The 26,147-nt window shown below is 60.4% G+C and carries 22 protein-coding genes and 1 pseudogene; 11 read left to right on the top strand and 12 right to left on the bottom strand.

All coding sequences use genetic code 11. The features are described from left to right. The first annotated feature begins 3 nt into the window (after positions 1–3). The 6 genes from A8O26_RS00475 (at position 4) to A8O26_RS00450 (ending at position 6,827) form a co-directional block, all read left to right on the top strand. Positions 4–867, top strand: a complete 864-nt coding sequence (locus tag A8O26_RS00475) for a LysR family transcriptional regulator (protein ID WP_064116303.1) — start codon at positions 4–6, stop codon at positions 865–867. 257 nt (positions 868–1,124) lie between these two features. Then, positions 1,125–2,201 carry a putative 2-aminoethylphosphonate ABC transporter ATP-binding protein gene (locus A8O26_RS00470; protein WP_064116302.1) on the top strand — a complete coding sequence of 359 codons (1,077 nt, stop codon included), beginning with the start codon at positions 1,125–1,127 and terminating at the stop codon, positions 2,199–2,201. Beyond that, positions 2,201–3,925 (top strand): putative 2-aminoethylphosphonate ABC transporter permease subunit, encoded by a 1,725-nt coding sequence (locus tag A8O26_RS00465; protein ID WP_064116301.1) that lies wholly within the window; start codon positions 2,201–2,203, stop codon positions 3,923–3,925. The genes A8O26_RS00470 and A8O26_RS00465 overlap by 1 nt, the downstream gene beginning before the upstream one ends. Before the next feature lie 36 nt (positions 3,926–3,961). Continuing rightward, the gene (locus tag A8O26_RS00460) at positions 3,962–4,987 is read left to right on the top strand and encodes a putative 2-aminoethylphosphonate ABC transporter substrate-binding protein (RefSeq protein ID WP_034153698.1); all 1,026 of its coding nucleotides are present in this window, start codon (positions 3,962–3,964) and stop codon (positions 4,985–4,987) included. A 146-nt stretch (positions 4,988–5,133) separates the two neighbouring features. Beyond that, complete coding sequence (locus A8O26_RS00455; protein WP_064116648.1) at positions 5,134–6,267, top strand: TIGR03364 family FAD-dependent oxidoreductase; 1,134 nt, start codon at positions 5,134–5,136, stop codon at positions 6,265–6,267. Next, positions 6,267–6,827: a phosphonate degradation HD-domain oxygenase gene (locus A8O26_RS00450; protein ID WP_064116300.1), complete on the top strand. Its 561-nt coding sequence runs from the start codon at positions 6,267–6,269 to the stop codon at positions 6,825–6,827. The genes A8O26_RS00455 and A8O26_RS00450 overlap by 1 nt, the downstream gene beginning before the upstream one ends. Before the next feature lie 283 nt (positions 6,828–7,110). On the opposite strand, the gene A8O26_RS00445 is transcribed toward A8O26_RS00450, so the two are convergent. Continuing rightward, positions 7,111–8,484, bottom strand: coding sequence for a GTPase/DUF3482 domain-containing protein (locus A8O26_RS00445; protein ID WP_172828107.1), 1,374 nt, complete (start codon positions 8,482–8,484; stop codon positions 7,111–7,113). A gap of 4 nt (positions 8,485–8,488) precedes the next feature. Beyond that, positions 8,489–9,868, bottom strand: coding sequence for a DUF2868 domain-containing protein (locus tag A8O26_RS00440; protein WP_064116298.1), 1,380 nt, complete (start codon positions 9,866–9,868; stop codon positions 8,489–8,491). 85 nt (positions 9,869–9,953) lie between these two features. Here A8O26_RS00440 and A8O26_RS00435 point away from each other — a divergent pair, with 85 nt between their 5' ends. Continuing rightward, a complete protein-coding gene (locus tag A8O26_RS00435) occupies positions 9,954–10,466 on the top strand; it encodes a dihydrofolate reductase (protein WP_064116297.1) in 513 nt (170 codons plus the stop codon). 108 nt (positions 10,467–10,574) lie between these two features. On the opposite strand, the gene A8O26_RS00430 is transcribed toward A8O26_RS00435, so the two are convergent. Further along, complete coding sequence (locus A8O26_RS00430) at positions 10,575–11,966, bottom strand: L-cystine transporter (protein ID WP_064116296.1); 1,392 nt, start codon at positions 11,964–11,966, stop codon at positions 10,575–10,577. A gap of 241 nt (positions 11,967–12,207) precedes the next feature. Between A8O26_RS00430 and A8O26_RS00425 the strand changes: the two genes are divergently transcribed. Beyond that, positions 12,208–13,269 carry a hypothetical protein gene (locus tag A8O26_RS00425; protein ID WP_064116295.1) on the top strand — a complete coding sequence of 354 codons (1,062 nt, stop codon included), beginning with the start codon at positions 12,208–12,210 and terminating at the stop codon, positions 13,267–13,269. A gap of 190 nt (positions 13,270–13,459) precedes the next feature. On the opposite strand, the gene ilvD is transcribed toward A8O26_RS00425, so the two are convergent. From ilvD to A8O26_RS00395, 6 genes and pseudogenes are all read right to left on the bottom strand, one after another. Next, positions 13,460–15,301 (bottom strand): dihydroxy-acid dehydratase, encoded by a 1,842-nt coding sequence (ilvD, locus tag A8O26_RS00420; RefSeq protein ID WP_008088424.1) that lies wholly within the window; start codon positions 15,299–15,301, stop codon positions 13,460–13,462. A gap of 257 nt (positions 15,302–15,558) precedes the next feature. Beyond that, complete coding sequence (locus A8O26_RS00415; protein ID WP_064116294.1) at positions 15,559–16,791, bottom strand: multidrug effflux MFS transporter; 1,233 nt, start codon at positions 16,789–16,791, stop codon at positions 15,559–15,561. Beyond that, positions 16,784–17,761 (bottom strand): diiron oxygenase, encoded by a 978-nt coding sequence (locus tag A8O26_RS00410; protein WP_064116293.1) that lies wholly within the window; start codon positions 17,759–17,761, stop codon positions 16,784–16,786. The genes A8O26_RS00415 and A8O26_RS00410 overlap by 8 nt, the downstream gene beginning before the upstream one ends. Further along, positions 17,758–18,818: pseudogene (locus A8O26_RS00405) on the bottom strand (SagB family peptide dehydrogenase). Before A8O26_RS00405 ends, A8O26_RS00410 begins: the two are co-directional and overlap by 4 nt. A 447-nt stretch (positions 18,819–19,265) precedes the next feature. Beyond that, the gene (locus tag A8O26_RS00400) at positions 19,266–20,462 is read right to left on the bottom strand and encodes a class I SAM-dependent rRNA methyltransferase (RefSeq protein ID WP_064116292.1); all 1,197 of its coding nucleotides are present in this window, start codon (positions 20,460–20,462) and stop codon (positions 19,266–19,268) included. Positions 20,463–20,650: 188 nt separating this feature from the next. Further along, positions 20,651–21,190, bottom strand: a complete 540-nt coding sequence (locus tag A8O26_RS00395; protein ID WP_064116291.1) for a type 1 glutamine amidotransferase domain-containing protein — start codon at positions 21,188–21,190, stop codon at positions 20,651–20,653. A 227-nt stretch (positions 21,191–21,417) separates the two neighbouring features. Here A8O26_RS00395 and A8O26_RS00390 point away from each other — a divergent pair, with 227 nt between their 5' ends. From A8O26_RS00390 to A8O26_RS00380, 3 genes are all read left to right on the top strand, one after another. Continuing rightward, positions 21,418–22,230 carry an HDOD domain-containing protein gene (locus tag A8O26_RS00390; protein ID WP_172828106.1) on the top strand — a complete coding sequence of 271 codons (813 nt, stop codon included), beginning with the start codon at positions 21,418–21,420 and terminating at the stop codon, positions 22,228–22,230. A 12-nt stretch (positions 22,231–22,242) separates the two neighbouring features. After that, on the top strand, positions 22,243–23,055 hold the full coding sequence (mutM, locus tag A8O26_RS00385; RefSeq protein WP_007913582.1) for a bifunctional DNA-formamidopyrimidine glycosylase/DNA-(apurinic or apyrimidinic site) lyase: 813 nt from the start codon (positions 22,243–22,245) through the stop codon (positions 23,053–23,055). Positions 23,056–23,124: 69 nt separating this feature from the next. Then, a complete protein-coding gene (locus A8O26_RS00380) occupies positions 23,125–23,448 on the top strand; it encodes a hypothetical protein (protein WP_064116289.1) in 324 nt (107 codons plus the stop codon). A 124-nt stretch (positions 23,449–23,572) separates the two neighbouring features. Here A8O26_RS00380 and A8O26_RS00375 read toward each other — a convergent pair whose 3' ends face one another. From A8O26_RS00375 to A8O26_RS00365, 3 genes are all read right to left on the bottom strand, one after another. Next, positions 23,573–23,824 carry a YfhL family 4Fe-4S dicluster ferredoxin gene (locus A8O26_RS00375; protein WP_003213796.1) on the bottom strand — a complete coding sequence of 84 codons (252 nt, stop codon included), beginning with the start codon at positions 23,822–23,824 and terminating at the stop codon, positions 23,573–23,575. 102 nt (positions 23,825–23,926) lie between these two features. Continuing rightward, a complete protein-coding gene (gene coaD, locus A8O26_RS00370) occupies positions 23,927–24,406 on the bottom strand; it encodes a pantetheine-phosphate adenylyltransferase (RefSeq protein ID WP_003229157.1) in 480 nt (159 codons plus the stop codon). A gap of 115 nt (positions 24,407–24,521) precedes the next feature. Beyond that, positions 24,522–26,117 carry a GMC family oxidoreductase gene (locus A8O26_RS00365; RefSeq protein WP_064116288.1) on the bottom strand — a complete coding sequence of 532 codons (1,596 nt, stop codon included), beginning with the start codon at positions 26,115–26,117 and terminating at the stop codon, positions 24,522–24,524. Positions 26,118–26,147: the final 30 nt, after the last annotated feature.

The following is a 26,147-nucleotide window of genomic DNA, read 5'->3' as shown; positions in this document are numbered from 1 at the left end:
GTTGTGCTGAGTGCCGAGCTGAAAGCGTTTTACATGGTCGCCCGCCTGGGCAGCATCACGCTGGCGGCGAAAAAACTCGGCCTCAGCCAGCCGACCGTGACCACGCAGATTCGCAATCTGGAAAGTCAGTATTCGGTGGAGCTGTTCTACCGGGGCGGCCGGCGCCTCAGCGTCAGTGACGAAGGCGCGCGGCTGCTGCCGATGGTCAAGACGCTGTTGCAGCAGGAAGCGGATATCGAGTTTTTCCTGCGCAACAGCGGTCAGGTGCAGGGCACATTGCGCATTGCCGCGACGGCGCCGTATTACATCCTCGATCTGGTGAAGACCTTTCGCGAGCGTCTGCCGCAGGTTGAGGTGTCGGTGGAAATCGGCAACTCGCAGCAGGTGCTGGAAGCACTGGAGGATTATCGGGTGGACATCGCCGCGTCGTCGCAATTGCTCGATGACGCGCGGTTGATTCGTCGGGTGTTGGGCACTGATCCGCTGGTGCTGGCGGTGCATCGCAATCATCCGCTGGCGGCGCAGGAGCATGTCGCGTTGAGTGCGCTGGCCGGGCATACGTTGTTGATGCGTGAGTCGGGTTCGACCACGCGGCGGCTGACGGAAGAGTTGCTCGCCAGTGCCGGGGTGAGTTTCGGGCCGTTGCTGGAGATTGGCAGCCGTGAGTCGATTCGTGAGGCGGTGTTGCGCAATATCGGCATCAGCATCATTGCCCGGCAGGAAGTGCCGCATGACCCGCAGTTGCGCGTGCTGACGATCGAGAATGCGCCGCAGATTCCTGAATATCTGTATTGCCTGAAAGAGCGCAAGGGCGCGCGGTTGCCGGCGGCGTTCCTCGGCTTGGCCCAGGAAATGTCCCCGGCCTGAGATTTTCAGTGCCTGTGCTGGTCTTTTCGCGAGCAAGCTCGCTCCCACAGGTATTTCTGGTGCCACAGGATTTACGTTCGCCGAAGATCCCTGTGGGAGCGAGCTTGCTCGCGAAGGCGTCGGTTCAAACAACTCAAGACCTGAATCTTCTGAACCAAAATCCCCGAATACCACTATCGGCCGTTTTTGCCTCACTGCCACATGACGGACGCATTACAACTCTAGGATTGGCCTCATCTGCTTGATGAGGTCTGTCCATGAATCCTGCCATCGCAACTGCCCTGACCCACCCCGGTGCGCCGATGAAAGTGCGCGGCGTGCAGAAACGCTTCGGCGCGTTCACCGCACTGGATAATGTCTCCCTCGACGTCGCCGCCGGTGAACTGGTGTGCCTGCTCGGCCCGTCGGGCTGCGGCAAGACCACGTTGCTGCGCTGCATCGCCGGTCTGGAGAAACAGGACAGCGGCGAGCTGTACCTCGGTGATCGCGACGTCTCGCACCTCGCCCCGCAAGCCCGCGACTACGGGATTTTGTTCCAGTCCTACGCGCTGTTCCCCAATCTGACCGTCGAAGCGAACATTGCCTACGGCCTCGCCGGCAGCGGTCGCGATGAAGTGCGCCGGCGCGTCGGACAGATGCTCGAACTGGTCGGCCTCACCGGCAGCGAGAAAAAGTACCCCGGCCAATTGTCCGGCGGCCAACAACAGCGCGTTGCTCTGGCTCGGGCCTTGGCACCAGCACCCTCGTTGTTGTTGCTCGACGAACCGATGTCCGCCCTCGACGCCCGCGTCCGCGAGCATCTGTGCACCGAACTGCGCCAACTGCAACGCAACCTCGGCATCACCACCCTGATGGTCACGCACAATCAGGACGAAGCCATGCTGATGGCCGACCGCATTGCCGTGATGAATAACGGCCGCGTCGAGCAGTACGCCACCCCGCAGGAAATCTACAACCGCCCGGCCACACCGTTCGTGGCTGAGTTCGTCGGGCAGGGCAACTGGTTGCCGTTCCAGCGCAGCAGCGACACTCACGCGCAGGTCGGCGGGATGAACCTGCGCCTCAGCGATGGCAGCATTCAGCGCGCCTCGGGCCGTTTGTTCTGCCGCCCGGAGGCGATCAACGTCAATCCGCCAGTGCACGAAGAAAACCTGTTCCCGGCTAAAGTCCGCGAGATCACCTTCCTCGGCAATCGCTGCCGCATGAGCTTCGAACTCGACCAACTGCCGGGCCACGCCTTGCTCGCCGAACTCGCCCCGGAAGCCATGCCGCGCCTCGGCGCCCAGCAGATCATGGTCGCCTTGCCGCCGCGCAGCCTGCAGGTGTTTGCCTGATGAACAGCAACCTCGCGCTGCCGCTACCGCACAAGCAGGTGCGTCAGACTTCGAAAGCCGAGATCGGCGACCGCATTTTTGTTGTCGGCGGCAAAGTCCTTCTGCTGCTGTTGCTCGGCGTCGCGGTGTTGCTGCCGTTGCTGGCGATCTTCTGGCGTGGTTTCAGCAGCGAGGCCGGGCAGGGCGGTGGCTGGGTCGCGGCGAAGGAGTTGGTGACCAGCGAGAATTTCCATTGGCTGCTCGGCAACAGTTTGAAAGTTTCTCTCAGCGTTGCGGCCATCGTCGTACCGCTGGCTTACCTGTTTGCCTACGCGCTGCAGCGCACGATGATTCCGGCGAAGGGCATCTGGCGCGGGATTTCGTTGTTGCCGCTGATGGCGCCGTCGATGCTGCCGGGAATTGCACTGGTCTATCTGTTCGGCAATCAGGGCATGTTGCGCGGGCTGCTCTCGGACAACATCTATGGGTTCTGGGGGATTGTGCTGGGTGAGGTGATTTACACCTTTCCCCATGCGCTGATGATTTTGCTCTCGGCATTGTCGCTGGCCGATGCGCGTCTTTTCGATGCTGCTTCGAGCATGGGTGCCAGCCCGGCCAAGGCGTTTCGCAGCATCACTTGGCCGGCGACTCGCCAGGCAGTGTTCGCGGCGTTCTGTCTGGTGTTCACCCTGACCATCACCGATTTCGGTGTGCCGGTGGTGGTCGGTGGCGACTATCAGGTGCTGGCGCTGGAAGCCTACAAAGCCGTGGTCGGCCAACAGCAATTCGGGCGCGGCGCATTGATCGGCATGGTGCTGTTGCTGCCGGCGCTGTTCAGCTTTGGTGTCGATGCCTGGCTGCGTCGGCGTCACGGCGATTCCATGAGCGGTCGGGCGCAGGTGTTCAAACCGGCGCCGTCGAAAGTGCGCGATGGCTGCTATCTGGCGATTGTTTTGTTGATCAGCGCCGCATTGATTCTGGTGTTCGGTATGGCGGTGTTCTCGTCGTTGGTGAAGTTCTGGCCGTACAACCTGTCGCTGTCGCTCAACCACTATCAGTTCAACGAAACCGCTGGCGGTGGCTGGCTGGCCTACAGCAACAGTTTGAAGATGGCGCTGGGTACGGCGTTGATCGGCAGCGTGCTGATCTTCACCGGTGCTTACCTGATGGAGAAAACCCGCAGTCAGCGTGGCCTCAACCTGGCGTTGCGCATGCTCAGTTTTGTGCCGATGGCGGTGCCGGGGCTGGTGCTTGGTCTGGGTTACGTTTTCTTCTTCAACCTCACGGGTAACCCGCTGCATGTGCTGTACGGGACGATGACGCTGCTGATCGTCTGCACCATCGCGCACTACCTGACCACCGCACAAATGACCGCGACCACCGCGCTGCGCCAACTCGATGCCGAGTTCGAAGCCGCCGCGCTGTCGCTCAAAGCACCACTGTATCGGCACTACCTGCGCGTCACTGTGCCGATCTGTCTGCCGGCGCTGCTCGACATCGTGCGCTACCTGTTCGTCTCGGCGATGACCACGGTGTCGGCGGCGATCTTCCTCTACAGCCCCGACACCATCCTCGCGGCGGTGGCGGTGCTGAACATGGATGACGCCGGCAACGTCGGCGGCGCGGCGGCGATGTCGACCCTGATTCTGTTCACCTCGGCGGGCGTGTCCTTGCTGCTGGCGTGGGCTTCGCGCGGCTTGCTGCGCCGTTCTCAAGCCTGGCGGCAAACCGCGCCCGGTCACTGATTCCAACTCCGTTCAACTCACTACAGGAAAACGATCATGTTCAAGCCTATGGCCCTGGCCGCTGCTGTGCTCGCTACTTTCAGCCTGAATGCCTTCGCGGCAAAAACCGAGTTGACGGTGTACACCGCCCTCGAAGCCGAGCAACTGAAGTCCTATAAAGAAGCGTTCGAAAAGGCCAACCCGGACGTCGAGATCAAATGGGTGCGTGATTCCACCGGGATCATCACCGCCAAACTGCTCGCCGAAAAAGCCCGCCCGCAGGCTGACGCGGTGTGGGGCCTCGCGGCTTCCAGTCTGGCGATCCTCGATCAGCAAGGCATGCTGCAAAGCTACGCGCCGAAGGACCTCGGCAAGATCGGCGCGAACTACCGCGACGCTGCCAACCCGCCAGCGTGGGTCGGCATGGATGTGTGGGCCGCGACCATTTGCTTCAACACTGTCGAGGCCGAGAAGCAGGGTTTGAGCAAACCGGTGAGCTGGCAGGATCTGACCAAGCCTGAGTACAAGGGCAAGATCGTCATGCCCAACCCGGCCTCGTCCGGCACCGGTTTCCTCGACGTCAGCGCGTGGCTGCAAACCTTCGGCGAGAAGCAGGGCTGGGCCTACATGGACGGCTTGCACCAGAACATCGGCCAGTACGTTCACTCCGGTTCCAAGCCTTGCAAGCTGGCGGCGGCGGGGGAGTTCCCGATCGGGATTTCCTTTGAATACCCGGCGGTACAGCTGAAGCGTCAGGGCGCGCCACTGGACATCATCCTGCCGAAGGAAGGTCTGGGCTGGGAGATCGAAGCGACTGCCGTGATCAAAGGCACGCCGCATGAAGAGGCGGCGAAAAAACTGGCTGACTTCTCGGCGAGTGCCGAGGCGATGGATCTGTACAAGGAGAACTTCGCTGTTCTCGCACAGCCAGGGATCGCCAAGCCGCAGACTGAATTGCCGGCGGATTATGAGCAGCGTCTGATCAAAAACGACTTTGCCTGGGCCTCGAAGAATCGCGACGAGATTCTGACCGAGTGGCGCAAGCGTTATGACGGCAAGTCCGAAAAAGTCGCTGCCAAGTAAATCTTCGTAGTCTGACCGGGCCTCATCGCGAGCAGGCTCACTCCCACATTGGATCTCCAGTGAACACAAATTTTGTGGGCACAAAAAATCCCCTGTGGGAGCGAGCCTGCTCGCGAAAGCGGTCTCCCATGCAGGACAGCATCCAGATGACACAACCCAAAGACCTGCTCATCGTCGGCGCCGGCATTCTCGGCTTATCGCACGCCTACGCCGCCGCCAAACGCGGCCTCAAGGTCACCGTTTTCGAACGCACCGCCACCCCCCTCGGCGCTTCGGTGCGCAACTTCGGTCAGGCACTTGTGACCGGCCAGCCACCCGGCCAAATGCTCGAACTGGCCAAGGCCAGCCGCGAGATATGGGGCGATTGGGCGCAACTCGCCGGTCTGCAAATCAAGCGCAACGGTTCTTACCTGTTCGCCAGAACCGAAGCCGAAGAACACCTGCTCGAAGCCTTCTGTAATGGCCGCGCCGTGGAACACGGTTACAACATTCAACTGCTGCGCGGCGCCGCGCTGCGCGATTTGTACAACGGCCAGTTCAGCCATCACCGCGCCGCCCTCCACGGCATCGACGATCAACAGTTGTATTCGCGCGAAGCGATCCCGGCGCTGATCGATTACTTGCGTCGCGACCTCGGTGTCGAGTTTCATTTTTCCACGCTGGTGCGCGACGTCGAACCGGGGCGTCTGCAAAGCACGGCGGGGACTTTCGCGGCGGATCAGATCGTCGTTTGCTCCGGCCACGATTATCAGACCCTGTTGGCCGAGCCGATCGCTGCGCTCGAACCGCAAATCTGCCGCCTGCAAATGCTCCGCGCCAAACCGCAGATCGATCTGAATCTGCAACACGCCTTGCTCACCGGCCTCAGTTGCGTGCACTACGGCGCCTTCGCCGATCTGCCGGAAGCGGCGGCGGTGCAGGCGCAGATCCTGCGTGAACAACCGCACCTGCACGACAACGGCATCCACCTGTTGATCAGCCCGACGCCGTACGGCGAATTGATCATCGGCGACTCGCACCATTACGGCAGCGACCCTTCACCGTTCAACGCTGAGCAAGTGGATAACTGGATGCTTGAACTGGCCGAGCAGACGCTTGGCTGCAAAGTGCAAGTGGTCGAGCGCTGGCAGGGCGTCTATGGTTCCCGGGGGCCGGGGCCGTTTTCGTTTTTGCGCCCGGCAGCGGGTCTGAGTGTGGCGCTGATGCACACCGGCGTCGGCATGAGCGTCGGCCCGGCGATGGCCGAGCGCAACATTGCGCAGTTGCTGGAGGAAATTTGATGACAGGTCACGAGCAAGTCGTCGCGCGGGTGTTCGGGTTGTATGAACGCTTCGGCACCCGTGATTACATCGGCGAGCCGGTGTCGCAGATCGAACACATGTCTCAGGCTGCCGAACTGGCGATGGCCGAGGGCTTTGATGATGAAGTGGTGCTGGCGGCGTTCTTCCATGACATCGGCCATTTGTGTGCCGAGGGCGCGCAGAACATGGGCGGCTATGGCGTGGTCAGTCATGAACGGCTGGGCGCGGATTATTTGCGTGAAGCCGGTTTCAGCGAGCGCATGGCGCGGTTGGTGGAATATCACGTGCAGGCCAAGCGGTATCTGACGTTGCGTGAGCCGGGGTATTTCGAGCGGTTGAGTGAGGCGAGTCGGCGGACGCTGGCGTATCAGGGCGGGGTGATGACCGAGGCTGAGGCGGATGTGTTTGAGCGTGATCCGCTGTGTGCGGTCAGCCTGCGGATGCGGCAGTGGGATGAGTTGGCCAAGGAGAGGGCGGTGCCGGTGATTGATTTGGCTGTGCTGAAGCGTAAGGCTGAGGTTTTGTTGTCGGCCGGGTGATTGCAACCCTCACCCCAGCCCTCTCCCGGAGGGAGAGGGAGCCTACGGAGTTGTTCTCAGGTAATACATCGACCTGAGGTATCCAGTCGAACTCAGGTTTTGAAAAGCCAGAAGATCTGCTCCCTTCCCCCTCTCCCGGAGGGAGAGGGGGCCTACGGAGTTGATCTCAGGTGATACATCGACCTGAAATATCCAGTCGAACTCAGGTTTTGAAAAGCCAGAAGATCTGCTCCCTTCCCCCTCTACCCCTTGGGGGAGAGGGCTGGGGTGAGGGGGTAGCGATCTAAAGCTCAAGCACCCGAGCAACCAACGCCTCAATCTGCTCCTGCCTTTCCGCCTGATTCAACTTCGCCTGCGGATTCAACGACGACCACTGCGGATGCGCCCGCGCCTTGCTTAGCGCCTCAGGCAATTTGCCCTCGCGCCAGGTCTTGTCCTGGGGCGTCGCCACTTGTACGGCGTCCATCGCCGCATGCCCGCGCTGATCCAGCGCCAACACCAACTGCCGCTGACGCAACGCCAACAGCCGCAACACCCCGTCATCCACCGTCAGCTCGCGCTGCCCTTTGATCTTGCCCAGCAACCGACTGCCATAACTGCGCGCCGTTTGCAGCGCACCGCCGGCAATCGCACCGGCCAACGCCGCCGCGCCGAGCGTGATCCCGCCAACCAGCAGATCAACACCAGCCCCCGCCGCCGCACCGGCAGCAATCCCACCGCCCACGCGCACACCGAGTTGCTTCAAGGTCTCCGGGTTGAACAAATCATCACCCCAGCGCCCATCCAGCAACGGCAAATCACTCGCCGCCGCATCCTGTGGACGAAACGCATACAGCTTGAGCAACGCCTCAACACACTTCTGCTCGCGCTGGCGCACAGCCTTGCGCAGTTCGCTGATGGCCTGCTGTTCCTGCGCAGCTTCGCTGACCACACTGCGCCGACAAGCCGCACAGTCGATCAACAATTCAGCAATCAATCGCGCCGCACTTTGCTGCCGCGCCAGGCGCTGAGCCTGTTGATCGGCAATCAACCGCTCAAGTTGCGGACGGGCGTTTTCCAGCAGCAGCGCGAGGCTTTCATACAACCGCCGCTCGCCATCTTCAGGCGGCGCAACGCTGTCGAAACGTACCAGCGCATGCAGCCCGAGCCGCGCCAACGCCTCGCGCCAATCCGGCTCGCGATGGTTGGCGCTGCTGACGAAATTCAGCACCGGCAGCAGCGGTTTTCCGCAACTGGCGAGCACTTCCAGTTCATCGCGGTACTTGGCCAGCACTGGCTCGCGTGCATCGATCACATACAAACCGGCGTCGGAGGCGAGTAGTTGTCGCAGCACTTTCGCCTCCTGTTCGAAACGCTGGCGCGCTTCACTGCCGTCGAGAAATCGCGCCAGCCGCGCCGGGCCATCAAGGCGTTCGCCGGGGCGTTCCAGACGTTCGAGAAAGTCGAGCAGGGCGATGGCGTCTTCCAGTCCCGGCGTGTCGTAGAGGTCGAGCAATGGCTCGCCGTCCACCGATAACCGTGCGCCTTCGACATGCCGCGTGGTGCTGGGGCGATGGGAGACCTCGCCGAAGCCGACATCGCGGGTCAGCGTACGCAGCAGCGAGGTCTTGCCGACGTTGGTGTGGCCGACCACCGCGAGTTTCAGCGGCGCTTTCAAGGCATCAGTCATGGCCAGTCTCCAGCCAGTTCAACGGCGCGCAATCGGCAAATTGCAGATCCAGTTGTTGCAGCGCGATGTGCCAGTCGCCGAGGCGTTCGGCATCGAGTGCTTCGCCGGGCGGCGCTTGCAGCAGCCAGACGCGGGTTTCGCCCGCGCTGCGTGCCAGTTCGGCGATTAGCGCGAGACTGCCGCGATCCGGTGAACGTCGAGGATCGCAGGCAATCGCCAGACGCGCCGGCGGGAAACGACTGAGTTGTTCGAGGAGTTTGTGGCGTGATTCGCGGCTGTCGAGGATGCCAGCGTTACTGACGTTTTTCGGCAACGCGGGTGGCCATGGGCGCTGTTCGTCGAGTTCGATGGCGACCAGCAACGCGCCTTCGCTGGCGAGTTCGCCAACGCTGCTTTCGACGCGATGCAATTGCGCAGGCGCAGGATCGTTGACGCCAAGGCGTTCGCTGGTCGGCATCAAGCGTTCGCGCAGTTGCGCGTAGCCGGGCAGGTTTAGTTCCAGACGCAAGCGATCACGTCCACGCTTCCAGCGCCAACGGCAGAACAGCATCAGCAGCAGGCGGGGGAGCACGCCATAGATCAGCACCGCGCCGACCAGCCATATCGCCCACATCTGGCGAACCAGGACGCGGTTGTAATCGGTGTCCAGCGTCACGCGGATCATGTCCACGCTCGGCGCACTCCAGCCCAGCGCATGGGGAATAACCGTCAACGCATCAGTCAGTGCTGCGAAGAAGTCAGCGCCCAGCAGCGTGCTTTCCCAGATGAAGTCATATTGCCGAGTGGCCATCATCAATATCAGCATGCTCAGCGCGCTGAACATGATCAGCAGCCACAGGCCATTGACCAGTGAGCCAATCGCCCAACGATTGAGTTTGTGGCGTTGCAGCAAGACCAGCAATGCGGGGGGCAACTGCGCGGCTTTGGCGTCCCGGGCAAATTTTTCGCTGAGCCACAGCCACAGGCGGCCAAGCGCAGCAGCGTGTTCGCCGGCGAACAGTAGGCCGAATGCCCAGCTCAGCAGCAGGATCAGATTGACCCCGAGCAACGTGCCCAGCGCCCAGAAAATGTTTACCGCTCGTGTTCCGTCGCCCAGCGCAGAAAATGCCATGCCAGCCCCGGTGACGCAGGCCAGAAGCGCCATCAGCACCAGCGCCAGACGTGCGCCTTGCAGCCAGTGTTTGAGTGCATTGGTCAGCCCATCACGCTCGGCCAGCCATAACGCCCGGCGCTGAATGCGGCTCGGCAGATCGCCGCCGGCCGTGCGCGCCAGTCGGTTGGCTTCCAGATCATCCAATGGGCCTGCGTGTTCTTCGCGCAGGCGCACGGTCTCGGTCAGCCAGAGGTTTTGCAGTGGAGTCAGTTCAGTCACGCGGCATCCCGTCGCTCAATTGAGCGCTGAGCATAACCGCTGTGGCGCTTATCGGGGTAAGCGCGGCTCTGGTATCCTCGCCGGCATGACTAAATCACTCCCCCTCAGCCTGATCGCAGCCCTCGGTGAAAACCGCGTGATCGGCGTCGACAACAGCATGCCCTGGCACCTGCCGGGGGACTTCAAATACTTCAAGGCCACGACCTTGGGCAAGCCGATCATCATGGGTCGCAAGACCTGGGATTCGCTCGGTCGGCCGTTGCCGGGACGCTTGAACATCGTGGTCAGCCGTCAGGCCGATCTGGTGCTCGAAGGTGCCGAGGTTTACCCATCGCTGGAAGCAGCAGTGGTTCGCGCCGAGGAATGGGCGAAGGCGCAGGGCGTTGATGAGCTGATGCTGATTGGTGGTGCGCAGTTATATGCGCAAGGGCTGGCGCAGGCGGATCGTCTGTATCTGACCCGCGTGGCGTTGAGCCCGGAGGGGGATGCGTGGTTTCCAGAGTTTGATTTGCAGCAGTGGAAGCTGGTGTCGAATGTGCCGAATCCGGCTGAGGGCGACAAACCCGCGTATAGCTTTGAGGTTTGGGAGAAAGCCTGAGAGCTTCGTCGGAACGCCACCCGGAGCAAGCTCGCTCCCACAGGGGAAATGCATTCCGATGTGGGAGCGAGCCTGCTCGCGAAGAGGCCGGATCAGGCAAAGAAGAGCTTAAGCCTGCGCCAACTCCGCATGCTCATCAGCATCCAGCAACTCTTTATCGGTCTGCTGCATCACCTGACTGGTAATTGCGCCAGCGGTAATCGAACCGCTCACGTTCAACGCCGTGCGACCCATATCGATCAGCGGCTCAACCGAAATCAGCAACGCCACCAGTGACACCGGCAAGCCCATCGCCGGCAGCACGATCAATGCCGCGAACGTCGCGCCACCACCGACACCGGCCACACCGGCCGAACTCAACGTCACAATTGCCACCAACGTCGCGATCCACAGCGGATCCAGCGGGTTGATACCAACGGTCGGCGCCACCATCACCGCCAACATCGCCGGGTACAGACCGGCGCAACCGTTCTGGCCGATGGTCGCACCGAACGATGCCGCAAAACTCGCCACCGACTGCGGAATCCCCAGACGACGAGTCTGCGCTTCAATGCTCAGCGGAATGCTGGCGGCACTGGAGCGGCTGGTGAACGCGAACGTCAGCACCGGCCAGATCTTGCGGAAGAAACGCAGCGGGTTGATCCCTGCGGCCGAAACCAGCAAGCCGTGCACGACGAACATCAGGCCCAGACCGAGGTACGAGACCACGACGAAGCTGCCGAGTTTGATGATGTCCTGCAGGTTGGAACCGGCGACCACTTTGGTCATCAGCGCCAGCACGCCGTACGGGGTCAGCTTCATCACCAGACGCACCAGACGCATCACCCAGGCCTGCAGGGTGTCGATGGCGTTGATCACTTTCTGACCTTTCTCGACGTCATCCTTGAGCAGTTGCAGCGCGGCAACCCCGAGGAATGCAGCGAAAATCACCACGCTGATGATTGACGTCGGCTTGGCCCGCGCCAGATCGGCAAAGGGGTTTTGCGGGATGAACGACAGCAGCAGTTGCGGCACATTGAGGTCAGCGACCTTGCCGGCGTAGTCGGTCTGAATGGTTTGCAGACGGGCCATTTCCTGGGTGCCGGCGATCAGACCTTCAGCGGTGAGGCCGAACAGGTTGGTCAGGCCGATACCGATCAGCGCCGCAATCGCGGTGGTGAACAGCAGGGTGCCGATGGTCAGGAAACTGATCTTGCCCAGCGACGAAGCGTTGTGCAGACGCGCCACGGCGCTGAGGATCGAGGCGAACACCAGCGGGATGACGATCATTTGCAGCAACTGCACGTAGCCGTTGCCGACCAGATCAAACCAGCCGATCGAGGCTTTCAGCACCGGGTTGCCGGCACCGTAAACGGTGTGCAGTGCAACGCCGAACGCCACGCCCAGCGCGAGTGCGAGCAGAACTTTTTTCGCCAGGCTCCACGTGGTGTGGCGGGTCTGTGCCAGACCGAACAGCAGGGCGAGGAACACCAGCAGATTGAGGATCAGTGGCAGATTCATGAAAACTCCGATAAGACTTGTGCCAGTCGCATTCTTGGGCAACTGTGAACCGGCAAGCCTAACAGTTTGATTTGCAATGAATTAATACCGAAATCGAAGGTTGTCCGTCGTTTTTGGAATAAGCACGTGTCGCTCTCGGCAATGCATCTGGCGCAATAGGGACGTGGGCGGTCGCTGACAGACGAGGACTGTCACACTTATTTGTTAGCGTCGATCTCTTTGAATCAGGGAGAAGAGGCTTATGAAGTTCGCACCGAAATTTCTGGCTGTCGCGCTGACAGTGGGCATGGGCCTGGCTACTCAGGCTTTCGCCACCGACCTGAAACACTGGCCGGCGGATCAGGCCAAGGCGCTGGACGCGATGATCGCCGCCAACGCCAACAAGGGTAACTACGCGGTGTTCGACATGGACAACACCAGTTACCGCTACGACCTTGAAGAATCCTTGCTGCCGTTCATGGAAAACAAGGGCCTGATCACCCGCGACAAACTCGATCCCTCCCTGAAACTGATGCCGTTCAAGGACACCGCCGACCACAAGGAAAGCCTGTTCAGTTACTACTACCGTCTCTGTGAAGTCGACGACATGGTCTGCTACCCGTGGGTGGCGCAGGTGTTCTCCGGCTTCACCCTCAAAGAGCTGAAGGGCTATGTCGATGAGTTGATGGCCTCGGGCAAACCGGTGCCGGCGACTTATTACGAAGGTGATGTGGTCAAGAAGCTCGACGTCAATCCGCCGAAGATCTTCACTGGCCAGCAAGAGCTGTACAACAAGCTGATGGAGAACGGCATCGAGGTTTACGTGATGACTGCCGCCTCGGAAGAACTGGTGCGCATGGTCGCGGCGGATCCGAAGTACGGCTACAACGTCAAACCGCAGAACGTCATCGGCGTGACCACACTGCTGAAGAATCGCGAGACCAACGAACTGACCACCGCACGCAAGCAGATTACCGCCGGCAAATATGACGAGAAGGCCAACCTGGGCCTGGAGCTGACGCCATACCTGTGGACCCCGGCAACGTGGATGGCCGGCAAGCACGCGGCGATCCTTACCTACATCGATGAGTGGAAAAAACCGGTCCTGGTCGGTGGCGATACCCCGACCAGCGACGGTTACATGCTGTTCCACGATGTGGATGTGGCCAAGGGCGGGATTCACCTGTGGATCAACCGCAAGGACAAATACATGACGCAGTTGAACGGCATGATGGCCAAGCATGCAGCAGCGCAGGCCAAGGAAGGATTGCCGGTGACGGCGGACAAGAACTGGGTGATCGTTAAGCCAGAAGAAATCCAGTAAGCCACACCGATCCAATGTGGGAGCGAGCCTGCTCGCGAAAGCGCAGTGTCAGTCGCCCTCTCTGTTTCTGACATACCGTATTCGCGAGCAGGCTCGCTCCCACAGTTTGATCTGCAGTGACTTTGGGATTTCGGTCAGACAAAAAAATGCCCCGCACTTGGCGGGGCATTTTTTGTTCGACGGTTAAGACTTATAGTCCGTCGAGCATCGCTTTGTTACGCACAGCACCTTTGTCGGCACTGGTCGCCAGCAGGGCGTAGGCCTTGAGGGCGGTGGTCACTTTGCGTGGACGAATCTCGACCGGTTTCCAGCCTTTCTTGTCCTGCTCGGCGCGGCGTGCCGCCAGTTCTTCGTCGCTGACCAACAGGTTGATCGAACGGTTCGGAATGTCGATCAGCACCTTGTCGCCATCCTGCACCAGACCGATCGCGCCGCCGGCCGCAGCCTCAGGCGAAGCGTGACCGATGGACAGACCGGAAGTACCGCCGGAGAAACGCCCGTCGGTGAGCAGCGCACAGGCTTTGCCCAGACCTTTGGATTTCAGGTACGACGTCGGGTAGAGCATTTCCTGCATGCCCGGGCCGCCTTTCGGGCCTTCGTAGCGAATGATGACGATGTCGCCAGCCTTCACTTCGTCAGCGAGGATGCCGCGTACGGCACTGTCCTGGCTTTCGAAGATCTTCGCGTTGCCTTCGAAGACGTGGATCGATTCGTCGACACCGGCGGTTTTCACCACGCAACCGTCGAGGGCGATGTTGCCGTACAGCACGGCCAAACCACCTTCTTGCGAATAGGCGTGCTCGAAGCTGCGGATGCAGCCATTTTCACGGTCGTCATCGAGGGTTTCCCAACGGGTCGACTGGCTGAACGCCGTCTGCGTCGGGATACCGGCAGGGCCGGCCTTGAAGAAGTGATGCACGGCTTCATCGGTGGTCTGGGTGATGTCCCACTTGGCGATGGCTTCTTCCATGCTGCGACTGTGCACGGTTGGCAGATCGGTGTGCAGCAGGCCGCCACGGGCCAGCGAACCGAGGATGCTGAAGATGCCACCAGCGCGGTGCACGTCTTCCATGTGGTACTTCTGGATGTTCGGCGCGACTTTGCACAGCTGTGGAACGGTGCGCGAAAGACGGTCGATGTCGCGCAGGTCGAAATCGATCTCGGCTTCCTGGGCAGCGGCGAGCAAGTGCAGGATGGTGTTGGTCGAACCGCCCATGGCGATGTCGAGCATCATCGCGTTCTCGAACGCCTTGAAGTTGGCGATATTGCGCGGCAATACCGACTCGTCGTTCTCGCCGTAGTAACGCTTGCACAGCTCGACGATGGTACGGCCGGCCTGCAGGAACAGCTGTTCGCGGTCGCTGTGGGTGGCCAGAGTGGAACCGTTGCCCGGCAAGGCCAGGCCGAGGGCTTCGGTCAGGCAGTTCATCGAGTTGGCGGTGAACATGCCGGAGCACGAACCGCACGTCGGGCAGGCGCTGCGCTCGTACTCAGCGACTTTCTCGTCAGAAGCGCTTTCGTCGGCGGCGATCACCATGGCGTCGACGAGGTCGAGACCGTGGGAAGCGAGTTTGGTCTTGCCGGCTTCCATCGGGCCGCCGGAAACGAAGATCACCGGAATGTTCAGGCGCAAGGCGGCCATCAACATGCCCGGGGTGATCTTGTCGCAGTTGGAAATGCACACGATGGCGTCGGCGCAATGGGCGTTGACCATGTACTCGACGGAGTCGGCGATGATCTCGCGGCTCGGCAGCGAATAGAGCATGCCGTCGTGACCCATGGCGATGCCGTCATCCACGGCGATGGTGTTGAATTCTTTCGCGACACCGCCGGCGCGTTCAATTTCGCGGGCGACCAGTTGGCCCAAGTCCTTCAGGTGCACGTGGCCGGGTACGAACTGGGTGAACGAGTTGGCAATGGCGATGATCGGCTTTTTGAAGTCGTCATCTTTCATCCCCGTGGCGCGCCACAGTGCGCGGGCGCCGGCCATGTTGCGGCCGTGGGTGGATGTTTTCGAGCGGTAATCTGGCATGGAGCACTCCGGGCGGCTAATCAGGTACTAAATGGGAGTGAGCTTCTATTGACGTCTGGAACACTCAGAAATGGCCGTGTGTCCGTGAAGTTGCCGATGACGTTGCGGGATCGCCGCTGGTCTCAGCCTGAGCTCATAAACCCGCCGGGGGATGAATGGCGATGAATCAGCCGATTCTACACCGCTGGCGCCTGGAGGGAATGGCGCAAAGTGTTGTTCCAGTGCCGACGGTGCGTGTGGGATGACGATCGGCAGGTTCAGTCCGCTCCCGGTTGCACTATGGCGGTGACCTGAAGGGTTCTGTTGCGCCGGCTGATCCGACGGTTCAGTGCCAGTGCCACGACGCTGAGCAAGACAAAGCTGTAGCCCAGCGTCGACTGGAGATTGGCCGGGCTCAGGCTGATCAATGCGCTGATCAAACCGCCGCAGATGAAAATGAGCGTGCTGCCTGCCGCAGCCGATGTACCGGCGATCTCCGGGAACAGCCCCATGGCCCGCGACGTGGCTGCCGGCCGGGCAATGGTGGTGCCGGCGGTGCAGATCAGCATCGGGATCAATACGGTGGCGGGTGACAGTTCGAAGTTTGCGCTCAGACTGAGCATGACCAGCCCCGAAATCAGGATCAGGCTCAGTCCGACGACGATTTGCTGGCCGGGCGTTATCCGGCGGCTGAGCACGGTGGCGATGATGCCACCGACTACGTAGGCGGCGCCGTAGACCAGCAATATCAGTGAGAAGTCATAGGCCGACAGTTGCAGCTGATCCATGAAGATCAGCGGCGAGATCACAATGAACGAGAAATGGCAGGCGAAAGCGAAAGCCGAAATAAGCCAGTGCCCCACGAAATCGAAATCTCCCAGCACCCTTTGGTAAGCCTTGAGGAAATTGTGTGGACGGTCACTGGCGACAGGCCGGCTGTTGTCGAGAAACAGCCAGGCCTTGAACAGAACCGCTGCCGCCAGTGCGGCGAACACCCAGAAGCTGCCTCGCCAGCCGAGGGTGGCCTGCAGGAAGGTGCCGGCCAATGGCGATACCGAGATGAACAACCCGGTGGCGGTCACCATCAGGATACGCAGGCGATCGCGCTCCTCGCCTTCGAACAGATCCTGCACCAGCGCCTGGGACAACACGAAACAGCCGCAACCCAGGGCCTGGATCAGCCTGAATCCGAGAAACAGCGTGTAGTCGCTGGTCAAAGCGCAGCCGAGGGCACCGAGCATCGAAATACTCATGCCCACCAGCAGCAAGCCCTTGCGCCCGATCACGTCCGAGAGTGGTCCGATCAGCAATTGAGCAAAGGCGATGCCCACGGCGAACAGACTGATCGACAGCGCGATGTCTGCCGGGCTGGTGCGAAAGTGCTCGGCCAGGGCCGGGAACGAAGGCAGCAGGACATCCAGCGGAAACACACCCAACAAAACCATGGCCAGTAACAGGCTGATGGCCCCCCGCCGTTGACGGGCGCTGACCACAGGTTTTCCTTCATTCATCGAGCAGTCCTGCCTTGGCGAAAAGCTTGCGGTTATTGGGGGTGGCGAAGAAACCGGCCTTTTTCAGTGCATCAACGGTGGCGATGGCCCCCGTTCTGGCGCGCAGACGTCTGGCGTGTGTATCGCTCAGGCTACCGAGGATTTCCTCGATGGCCCTTTCATCGATGCCGTTGCTGCGCAGGCTCTGCTGCAACCAAAGGGTATCTACCTCAAAGAACATCTCGATGACGATCAGCACGGTTCTGGCGGCGAAGATGCGCTGGCGGCTGTTCAGCGTCAGCCACAGATAATGAAACACTTCGGCGAAAAAGCGACTGTGGCGGGCCTCGTCAGCCAGGTGATCGCGCAACATGTCGTTGACCGTCGACACCAGACTGTCGCGGCAAACATCGAGCAGCTCCCGGGCAATGATGGTTTCCGAGACGAACCCAAGCAGAAACCACGCCAATGGCCGCTTGCTTTCAGGCGTACGGGCGATCAGAGCGTTAAAGCGGCTGATGCGCAACGGCATCACCGGACGTCCTTTGAAGCCATGCAAGTCAGCGATCTGTTCGGCGAGGCGATTGGAAAACAGTGCGTGATAGCCCTCGTCGGTATAGAGCTGGAGTGCGGCGGTTTTCATGCGTGCAGGCACGAAAACCGGTAGCTCACCGTGGACGATAACCTCGACGGCACGATTGACGATGCGGTGCTCGAGCAGCGTCGTGTAGTCGAGGAAATGCACCAGATGATTGGCTGTCAGGCGATGGGTAACGGCGCGACCTGCCGCGATGATCGCCGGGTGTGCCAGGTACGGCAGGAACGCGGGTGGAAACCAGTGACGAGTGAGCAATTGTTGTTGGACGTCATCGGCTAGCTGATAGTCGTGCGGGCTGCTGCGCACCGAGGCGCGACTGTTCCAGTCGCCAAGTGTAAAGCGCAATGCCCAGGAAACCGGCGCTTCGTCCTGAGCATCATCAAGGACGCTCATGTTTGCGGCCCTCGCAGCAGATCCTGAATCTCCTGACACATTGCCTGGCCGTCACTTTCGCCACAGCCGACAAAAAACAGCGGTTGCTCGGCCGTGCCTTCAATGTTCAGCAGAGCCTCGACCTGATTGTCAGTGAAGGCCCCGGTCAGCCAGGTATTGAGGCCCAATGCTGTCGCGATCAACTGGAAGGATTGCGACAGATGACCGGCTTCGACGAAGGCCATGCGGTAGGCACGCGAGTGTTCATATTTCCACCACAACCGGTCGAACCGGGCGGTGATGAACAACCCCAGCGGCAGGTTGTTGATGAAATGCTGCCCGCCGAGTAACTGCCCTAGCGGCGCTTGCGGCAACGCATTCACCCGTGTCAGGACATGTTCGGCAGGGTGATAGGCATAAACACCGGGCTCCAGACCGTCGATGTTCTGTGCCAGCAGAAAGCATTCGCACGCGTTCAGTCCGCCACCCGAAGGGCTGCTGCGGCGCGCGTCGAGACCTTCGGCAATGCCGTCTTGCGCGTTGTCGCGTTCTTGCAGAAAACCGAATGACAGGTACAACAACGTACTGACGTCATCGAGCGAAAGGGCGCGGCCGGTAAAGGAGCGACAGGTTTTGCGCCGGGTCAGGGCGTCAGTCAGGTTGTCGTGAGACGGTGCGCTGGCTGTGGGCAATGCGATGCGCGACGTCGCGTCAATGATCGCGCGCCCGGCGCAGGGTGCGGGTTTGGCCAGAACTTCATTGCAGTGGTCCAGGTATTGTCTCGACCATTCGTGAATATTGTGCGGCAGGGAATGTTTTGCGTGCCGATGTGATAAATCTTCGATAGCTCGTCCCAGCCCCATTCAATCGGGTCTTGTTTTGAAATACTCAGGATTCCGGCATTGAGGAGTTGTATGTCTATATTGTTGCGGCTGTCGAACAAGTCGGGATTGTTGATGAGTTGGCTTAGTCGCAGTGAATAGTCAAGATCAAGTTCATGTTGAATGTGGTCTTTATAATTCCAGACTATGTGCGCGGGTGTGCGTGGCAATATAAATAGATAAGGGTTGATGTGCATGTTTTAGGAAGCTCTGGTTGAAGTTTGTAAAGACGCCGGGTTGCCGGCACTACCCGGCGTCTAGACTCGCTTAGCGGGCTTTAGGGGCTACCAGAAAAGCCAGGTTTGCCATTTTGTTGCCTTCCATAGAGATAACTTTCATGACGTGAACTCCTTGTTCATTGAATGGTAAGTGCCACCTCGTGGTGACAACTCAATAATAGTTTGTAATGGATTATTGGCAAGCGGATATTAAGTAGGAATATTCCAGTAATTTTGTCGGACTCATCTTGGGCTTGTCACGAAGTTGTGAGACTAATGGCAGTAATTAACGGGCGTAGGGAAATTTCCTGCACTTCCATGGGAAGGCAAGTGTAGGAAGCTCAGTGTGGGCGGGGTGACAGAAAGACGAAAATGAGCGCGTAAAAAGCAAGCGGGGAGCCGCTGGGGCTCCCCGTCATACCGGTATCAGCTGTTAGGCAGCAGACGGCAGGTGATGCTTTTGATGTAGCGGGTTTCAGCGATGGCCGGGTGCACCGGATGGTCCGGGCCCTGGCCGCCACGCTCGAGCATCTGGATGTTGCGATCCAGGTGACGGGCGCTGGTCAGCAGGATGTTCTGCAGATCGTCTTCCGGCAGGTGCATCGAACACGAAGCGCTGACCAGAATGCCGTCCTTGTTGAGCAGGCGCATGGCTTGCTCGTTCAGGCGACGGTAGGCGCCTTCGCCGTTTTTCATGTCTTTCTTGCGTTTGATGAACGCTGGCGGATCGGCCACGATCACGTCGAAACGCTCTTCGCTGGCTTTCAGTTCCTTCAGGGCTTCGAAGACGTCGCCTTCGATGCAGGTCATCTTGTCGGCGAAACCGTTCAGCGCAGCGTTACGCTCAACGCCGTCGAGGGCGAAGGCCGACGCATCGACACAGAACACTTCGCTGGCGCCGAATGCGGCAGCCTGCACACCCCAGCCACCGATGTAGCTATAGAGGTCGAGCACGCGTTTGCCTTTGGCGTATGGCGCCAGGCGTGCGCGGTTCATGCGGTGGTCGTAGAACCAGCCGGTTTTCTGGCCTTGAATGACCGGTGCTTCGAACTTCACGCCGTTCTCTTCCAGCGCCACCCACTCCGGCACCAGACCGAACACGGTTTCGACGTAGCGGTTGAGGCCTTCGGCATCACGCGCAGCGGAATCGTTCTTGAACAGGATGCCGCTTGGCTTGAGCACTTGGGTCAACGCGGCGATCACGTCGTCTTTATGCGCTTCCATGGTCGCCGAGGCGATCTGCACCACCAGAATGTCGCCGAAACGGTCAACCACCAGGCCCGGCAGCAGGTCGGAGTCACCGTAAACCAGACGATAGAACGGCTTGTCGAACAGGCGCTCGCGCAGCGACAGGGCTACGTTGAGGCGGTGCACCAGCAGGGATTTGTCCAACGGCAGCTTGATGTCGCGCGACACCAGACGGGCACAGATCAGGTTATTCGGGCTCATCGCCACGATGCCCAGCGTTTTGCCGCCGGCGGCTTCGAGGATCGCCTGATCGCCGGCCTTGAAGCCGTGCAATGGGGTGGCGGCCACATCGATTTCGTTGCTGTAGACCCACAAGTGGCCGTTGCGCAGGCGACGGTCGGCGTTGGCTTTGAGGCGCAGGCTAGGCAGGGACATGACGTCGCTCCGGAAAAAAGAGCGGGAGTATAGCGTGTTGCGACTTGTGCCGGGTTTGATGAGCGATGAAACGCTGATGGCCCCTTCGCGAGCAAGCTCGCTCCCACAGGGGATTTACGGCCTACACAAGACCAGTGTGGGAGCGACGGTGCGACGATTCGACTTGCTCGCGAAGGCGGTTTTGACTTCTACGCCGAAAGTGCGTCGATCAGCTCCTTGTTGAACGCCGGAATATCATCCGGCTGGCGGCTGCTGATCAAGTGACCGTCCTTGACCACTTCTTTATCGACCCAATTGGCCCCGGCATTGACCAGATCATCCTTGAGCGTTTTGTAACTGGTCATGGTCTTGCCGTTGACCAGCCCGGCCGAGATCAGCAGCCAGCCGCCATGGCAGATCACCGCAATCGGTTTGCCGGCCGAGGCGCCGGTCTTGACCAAGTGTTGGGCATCCTGATCGATGCGGATGGTGTCGGAATTCTGCACGCCGCCCGGCAGGACGATTGCGTCGTACTGCTCGCTGCTGGCGCTTTGAAAGGTCTGGTCGACGTTGAAATCGTCCGCCGGTTTGTCGTGGTTCCAGCCTTTGACCTTGCCAGCTTCAGCCGACAGTATGTCGACTTGGGCACCAGCCTGTTCCAGGGCCTGCTTGGGACCTGTCAATTCAACCTGTTCGAAACCATCGGTTACCAAAAAAGCGACGCGCTTGCCATTGAGTGAGGTGGCCATCGATAAGCTCCTGAGTCTGCGGGAATTTACTGGCGCAGCAGACAGAAATTGTCCGGCGCGCCTTACAAAATCCGAAGCCTGAGCTTGAATGAAAGTTCCTCCGATATGCCCATCGGTGTGTCGTCCTGCGGTTTCAACGGTTAGAATCGCCGCCTGTCCCAGAGTGTGTACTTATGTCCCAAGAGCTGACCACCGAACAGATTCAACAATCGCTGCAAGGCATCAGTGTGCCGGCGCAACCGCAGATCATGGTGGATCTGCAAATGGAGCAGTACATGCCTGATCCGGACCTGGAGGTGATCGCCAAGCTGATCGCTCAGGATCCTGGCCTGTCCGGCTCGTTGCTGAAAATCGTCAACTCGCCGTATTACGGCTTGAGCAACAAGATCACCTCGATTCAACGCGCGGTGAACCTGTTGGGCAGCCGCTCGATCATCAACCTGATCAACGCGCAGTCGATCAAGGGCGAGATGAACGACGACACCATCGTCACCCTCAACCGTTTCTGGGACACCGCCCAGGATGTGGCGATGACCTGCCTGACCCTGGCCAAGCGCGTCGGTACTCAGGCCGGCGACGAGGCGTATGCCTTGGGCCTGTTCCACGATTGCGGCGTGCCATTGATGCTGCAACGGTTCCCCAATTACATGTCGGTGCTGGAAAAGGCGTACGCCAACGCCAGCGCCGAATGCCGGGTCGTCGACACCGAGAACAGCGAGTTCAACACCAACCACGCGGTGGTCGGTTACTACACGGCCAAGTCCTGGCGCCTGCCCGAGCATGTCAGCGCGGCCATCGCCAATCACCACAATGCCCTGGCGATCTTCAGCGATGAGTCGTCGCGCAACAGTCAGCTGAAAAACCTGTTGGCGATCCTGAAGATGGCCGAGCACATTTGCGCTTCGTATCGCGTGCTGGGCAACCAGACCGAAGATTTCGAATGGAACGCCGTCGGGCCGCTGGTGCTCGACTATGTAGGACTGTCGGATTACGACTTCGAAACCCTCAAACAAACGATCCGCGACCTCGGCGCGCATTGATCCGAGGACGCCATGCCTGAACTGCCGGAAGTCGAAACCACCCGTCGCGGGATCGCCCCGCATCTGGAAGGCCAGCGTGTCAGTCGGGTCATCGTGCGTGATCGGCGGCTGCGCTGGCCGATTCCAGAAGACCTCGATGTGCGCCTGTCAGGGCAGCGCATCGTGCTGGTCGAGCGACGCGCCAAGTATCTGTTGATCAATGCCGAAGTGGGCACGCTGATCAGCCATTTGGGCATGTCGGGCAATTTGCGTCTGGTCGAAGTCGGTTTGCCGGCGCTCAAGCATGAACACGTCGATATCGAACTGGAGTCGGGGCTGGCGCTGCGCTATACGGACCCGCGACGGTTCGGTGCGATGTTGTGGAGTAACGACCCGCTCAATCACGAACTGCTGATCCGTCTCGGCCCGGAGCCGTTGACCGATCTGTTCGATGGCGAGCGGCTGTTCCAGTTGTCGCGCGGGCGTTCGATGGCAGTCAAGCCGTTCATCATGGACAACGCGGTGGTGGTTGGGGTCGGCAATATTTACGCGACCGAAGCATTGTTTGCCGCCGGGATCGACCCACGTCGCGAGGCCGGAGGCATTTCTCGGGGGCGCTATCTGAAATTGGCGATCGAGATCAAACGTATTCTGGCCGCCGCCATCGAGCGCGGTGGCACCACGTTGCGTGATTTCATCGGTGGTGACGGCCAGCCGGGCTATTTTCAGCAGGAGCTATTTGTCTACGGCCGCGGCGGTGAGCACTGCAAGGTCTGTGGCACCGGTCTGCGCGAAGTGAAGCTGGGTCAGCGCGCCAGTGTGTTCTGCCCGCGCTGCCAGAGCTGAGGCAAAAAGCTGAAAAGGTCCTACGGTCTATAGTGAGTTGTCTCACTGTTCAGCCCGAAGGATCGTGCCATGAAGTCCTTGCAAGCCCTCGTTGTTGCACTGCTGCTGTGTTCCAGTCTGGCTGTTCAGGCCACGGAAAACGGCAGCGGTGATCCGCGCTACACCATCCAGAATCCCCCGGCCTACGCGATGATCGGCGATTTGCTGATTGCCCGACCTTTATTGGTGGTGGCGACGGTGATCGGTGCGGGGGCGTTTGTCGTGTCGTTGCCGTTTACCGCGCTGGGTGGCGGGATTGGCGATGCCGGGCAGGCGCTGGTGGTTGATCCGGCGAAAGCGGCGTTTGTGCGGTGTCTGGGGTGTATCGGGGAGGGGTTTGAGCAGCGCGAGTGAGTTGATCAGGGTTTTGCGGTGCTGCTGATGGCCCCTTCGCGAGCAGGCTCGCTCCCACTTTGGAACGCATTTCAAAAGTGGGAGCGAGCCTGCTCGCGAAGAGGCCCGAACGGACGCTGAAGGCTTAGGCCTTGCCGGTGATCAGGCGGTACTTCTCCATCAACTGTTCTTCAGTCTCCGGATGCGCCTCGTCCAGCGGGATGCAATCCACCGGGCAAACCTGCTGGCACTGCGGTTCGTCGTAGTGGCCGACGCACTGGGTGCACAGGTTTGGGTCGATCACGTAGATCTCTTCGCCTTGGGAAATGGCGGCGTTCGGGCACTCGGGTTCGCAGACGTCGCAGTTGATGCAATCGTCGGTGATGATCAGGGACATGCTAACTCCAGCCGGGGCGGCAGGCCCGGGCGCTATAAATCAATGCGCGCAATTGTGCCGCATTGGCGCCCGCAGTGCACGCGGGCGCCGTTTGAACGGTCGTTACTTCTTGAAGCGCAGGGTCAGCGCGTCAGCCACGGCCGGGTGGACGAACTTGCTGATATCGCCGCCCAGCGCGGCAATTTCCCGTACCAGCGTCGAGGAAATGAACGAATAACGCTCGGATGGGGTGAGAAACAGGCTCTCGACATCCGGGGCCAACTGGCGGTTCATGTTGGCCAGCTGGAATTCGTATTCGAAGTCCGACACCGCGCGCAGACCACGCAGGAACACATTGGCGTTCTGCTCTTTGGCGAAATGCGCCAGCAGCGTCGAGAAGCCGACCACTTCCACATTCGGCAGGTGTTTGGTGACCTCGCGAGCCAGTTCGACCCGTTGTTCCAGCGGGAACAGCGGGTTTTTCTTCGGGCTGGCAGCGACCGCAATGATCACGTGATCGAACAGGCGCGAGGCGCGTTCGACCAGATCGCCATGGCCCTTGGTAATAGGGTCGAAGGTACCTGGGTACAACACTCGGTTCATCGCGTCGTCCTGGCGGGAGTCCGTTGGGGAGTCGGATGGTATCGCAGCCGTCCCGGTCGGCCAAGTCGCCTGTTGGGTAAGAAAGCACTATAGACGATCGCAATAATGGGTTTTTTCACGGGTTTTTCAGCCTGTCGGCGAGTGCTGTCGCCAGTTGCGCGGTCAGGCCATACACCGACAGCTGCGGGTTGGCGCCGATGCTGGTGGGGAACAGTGAGCCGTCATGGATCGACAGATTAGCCAGTTGATGATGGCGGCCGAGGCTGTCGGTGACGGCGCTTTTCGGCTCTTCACCCATCGCGCAGCCGCCCATGACGTGGGCACTGCCCAGTCGCGTGCGATACAGCTCCAGGCTCAAACCGTCGATCAACGTGCGCGCTTCAGCCAGGGTTTTCACGTAGCGCGCGTCGGCGTGCATCGGCATTACCGATTTCGCGCCGCCGGCGAACTGGATTTCGGCCATGACCTGAAACGCCCGGCGCAAGCCTTCCCAGGCATAGGGCGAAACCTGATAGTCGAGCACCGGCGAACCGTCACCGCGTAATTCGACCGAGCCACCGGTACTGTCCGGGTGGAAGCCGTCGCGCAACAAGGCGAGCATGGCGTGGGTGTGCGGCAGGTCGGCCATGTGTTGCGCGCTCTCCTGACCAAAACCGCCGAGCAGCGTGGCGGCCAGCGCCGGGTGCAATGGCGGCACTTCCAGTTTGAAAGCCATCGGCCCGGTGGTGCCGTCCTTCCATTGGAAATGATCGGAATAAATCGACTGCGGCGCCCCGTAAAACGGGTTGATGACTTCATCGAAGCGCGCGGCGGACATGTTCACCGGGTGCAGGAAGGTGCGTTTCCCCAGATTTTTATGCGGGTCCGGGGCGTCCGAGCGCAGCAACAGCGCCGGGCTGTTGATGCCCCCGCCGGCCAGCACGTAATGCCGCGCCTTGACAGTGATGTTGCGCCCGGTCGGTGCGACGCAGCGCTCGTCCATCGCCACGCAGTGCAGGCCGGTGACCTTGTCGCCATTGATCAGCAGTTTCTCCGCTCGGGCCAGATAGAGCAGTTCTCCACCCTTTTCCAACGTCGCCGGAATGGTGGTGACCATCATCGATTGTTTGGCGTTGGTCGGGCAGCCCATGCCGCAGTAACCGAGGTTCCAGCAACCGCGCACGTTGCGCGGGATCACGTGCCAGCTATAGCCGAGTTGCTCACAGCCTTTGCGGATCACGTCGTTGTTGGCATTGGGCGGGACCATCCACGGCGCGACGCCGAGGCGCTGTTCCATTTTCTCGAACCACGGCGCCATGTCGGCGGCACTGTGGCCTTTGACGTTGTGCTCCCTGGCCCAGTGTTCAAGCGTCGGTTCGGGCGTGCGAAAGCTCGATGTCCAGTTGATCAACGTCGTGCCGCCGACCGCGCGACCTTGCAGGATGGTGATCGCACCGTCCTTGCTCATGCGACCGATGCCTTCCTGGTACAGGCTGCTGTAGGCCTTGTCTTCGAGCATTTTGAAGTCGGAGCTGGTTTTCAGCGGACCCTCTTCAATCAGCAGGACTTTGTAGCCGGCGGCGCTGAGGATTTCAGCGGTGGTGCCGCCACCCGCGCCGCTGCCGATGATGGCCACGTCGGCTTCAAGGGTCAGGTCGTCGGTGAGTTGCGCGCCGTTGTAGGTTTTCCAGCCTCGGGCGAGGCCTTCGCGGAACGGGTCGGGTACGGGCATCGATCAGCTTCTCTTTATTATTTTTGGATG

The sequence above is a fragment of the Pseudomonas fluorescens genome (genome assembly GCF_001648775.1).
GTDB classification, from domain to species: Bacteria; Pseudomonadota; Gammaproteobacteria; order Pseudomonadales; family Pseudomonadaceae; genus Aquipseudomonas; species Aquipseudomonas fluorescens_M.
This window is presented reverse-complemented; position numbering and strand designations above follow the sequence as displayed.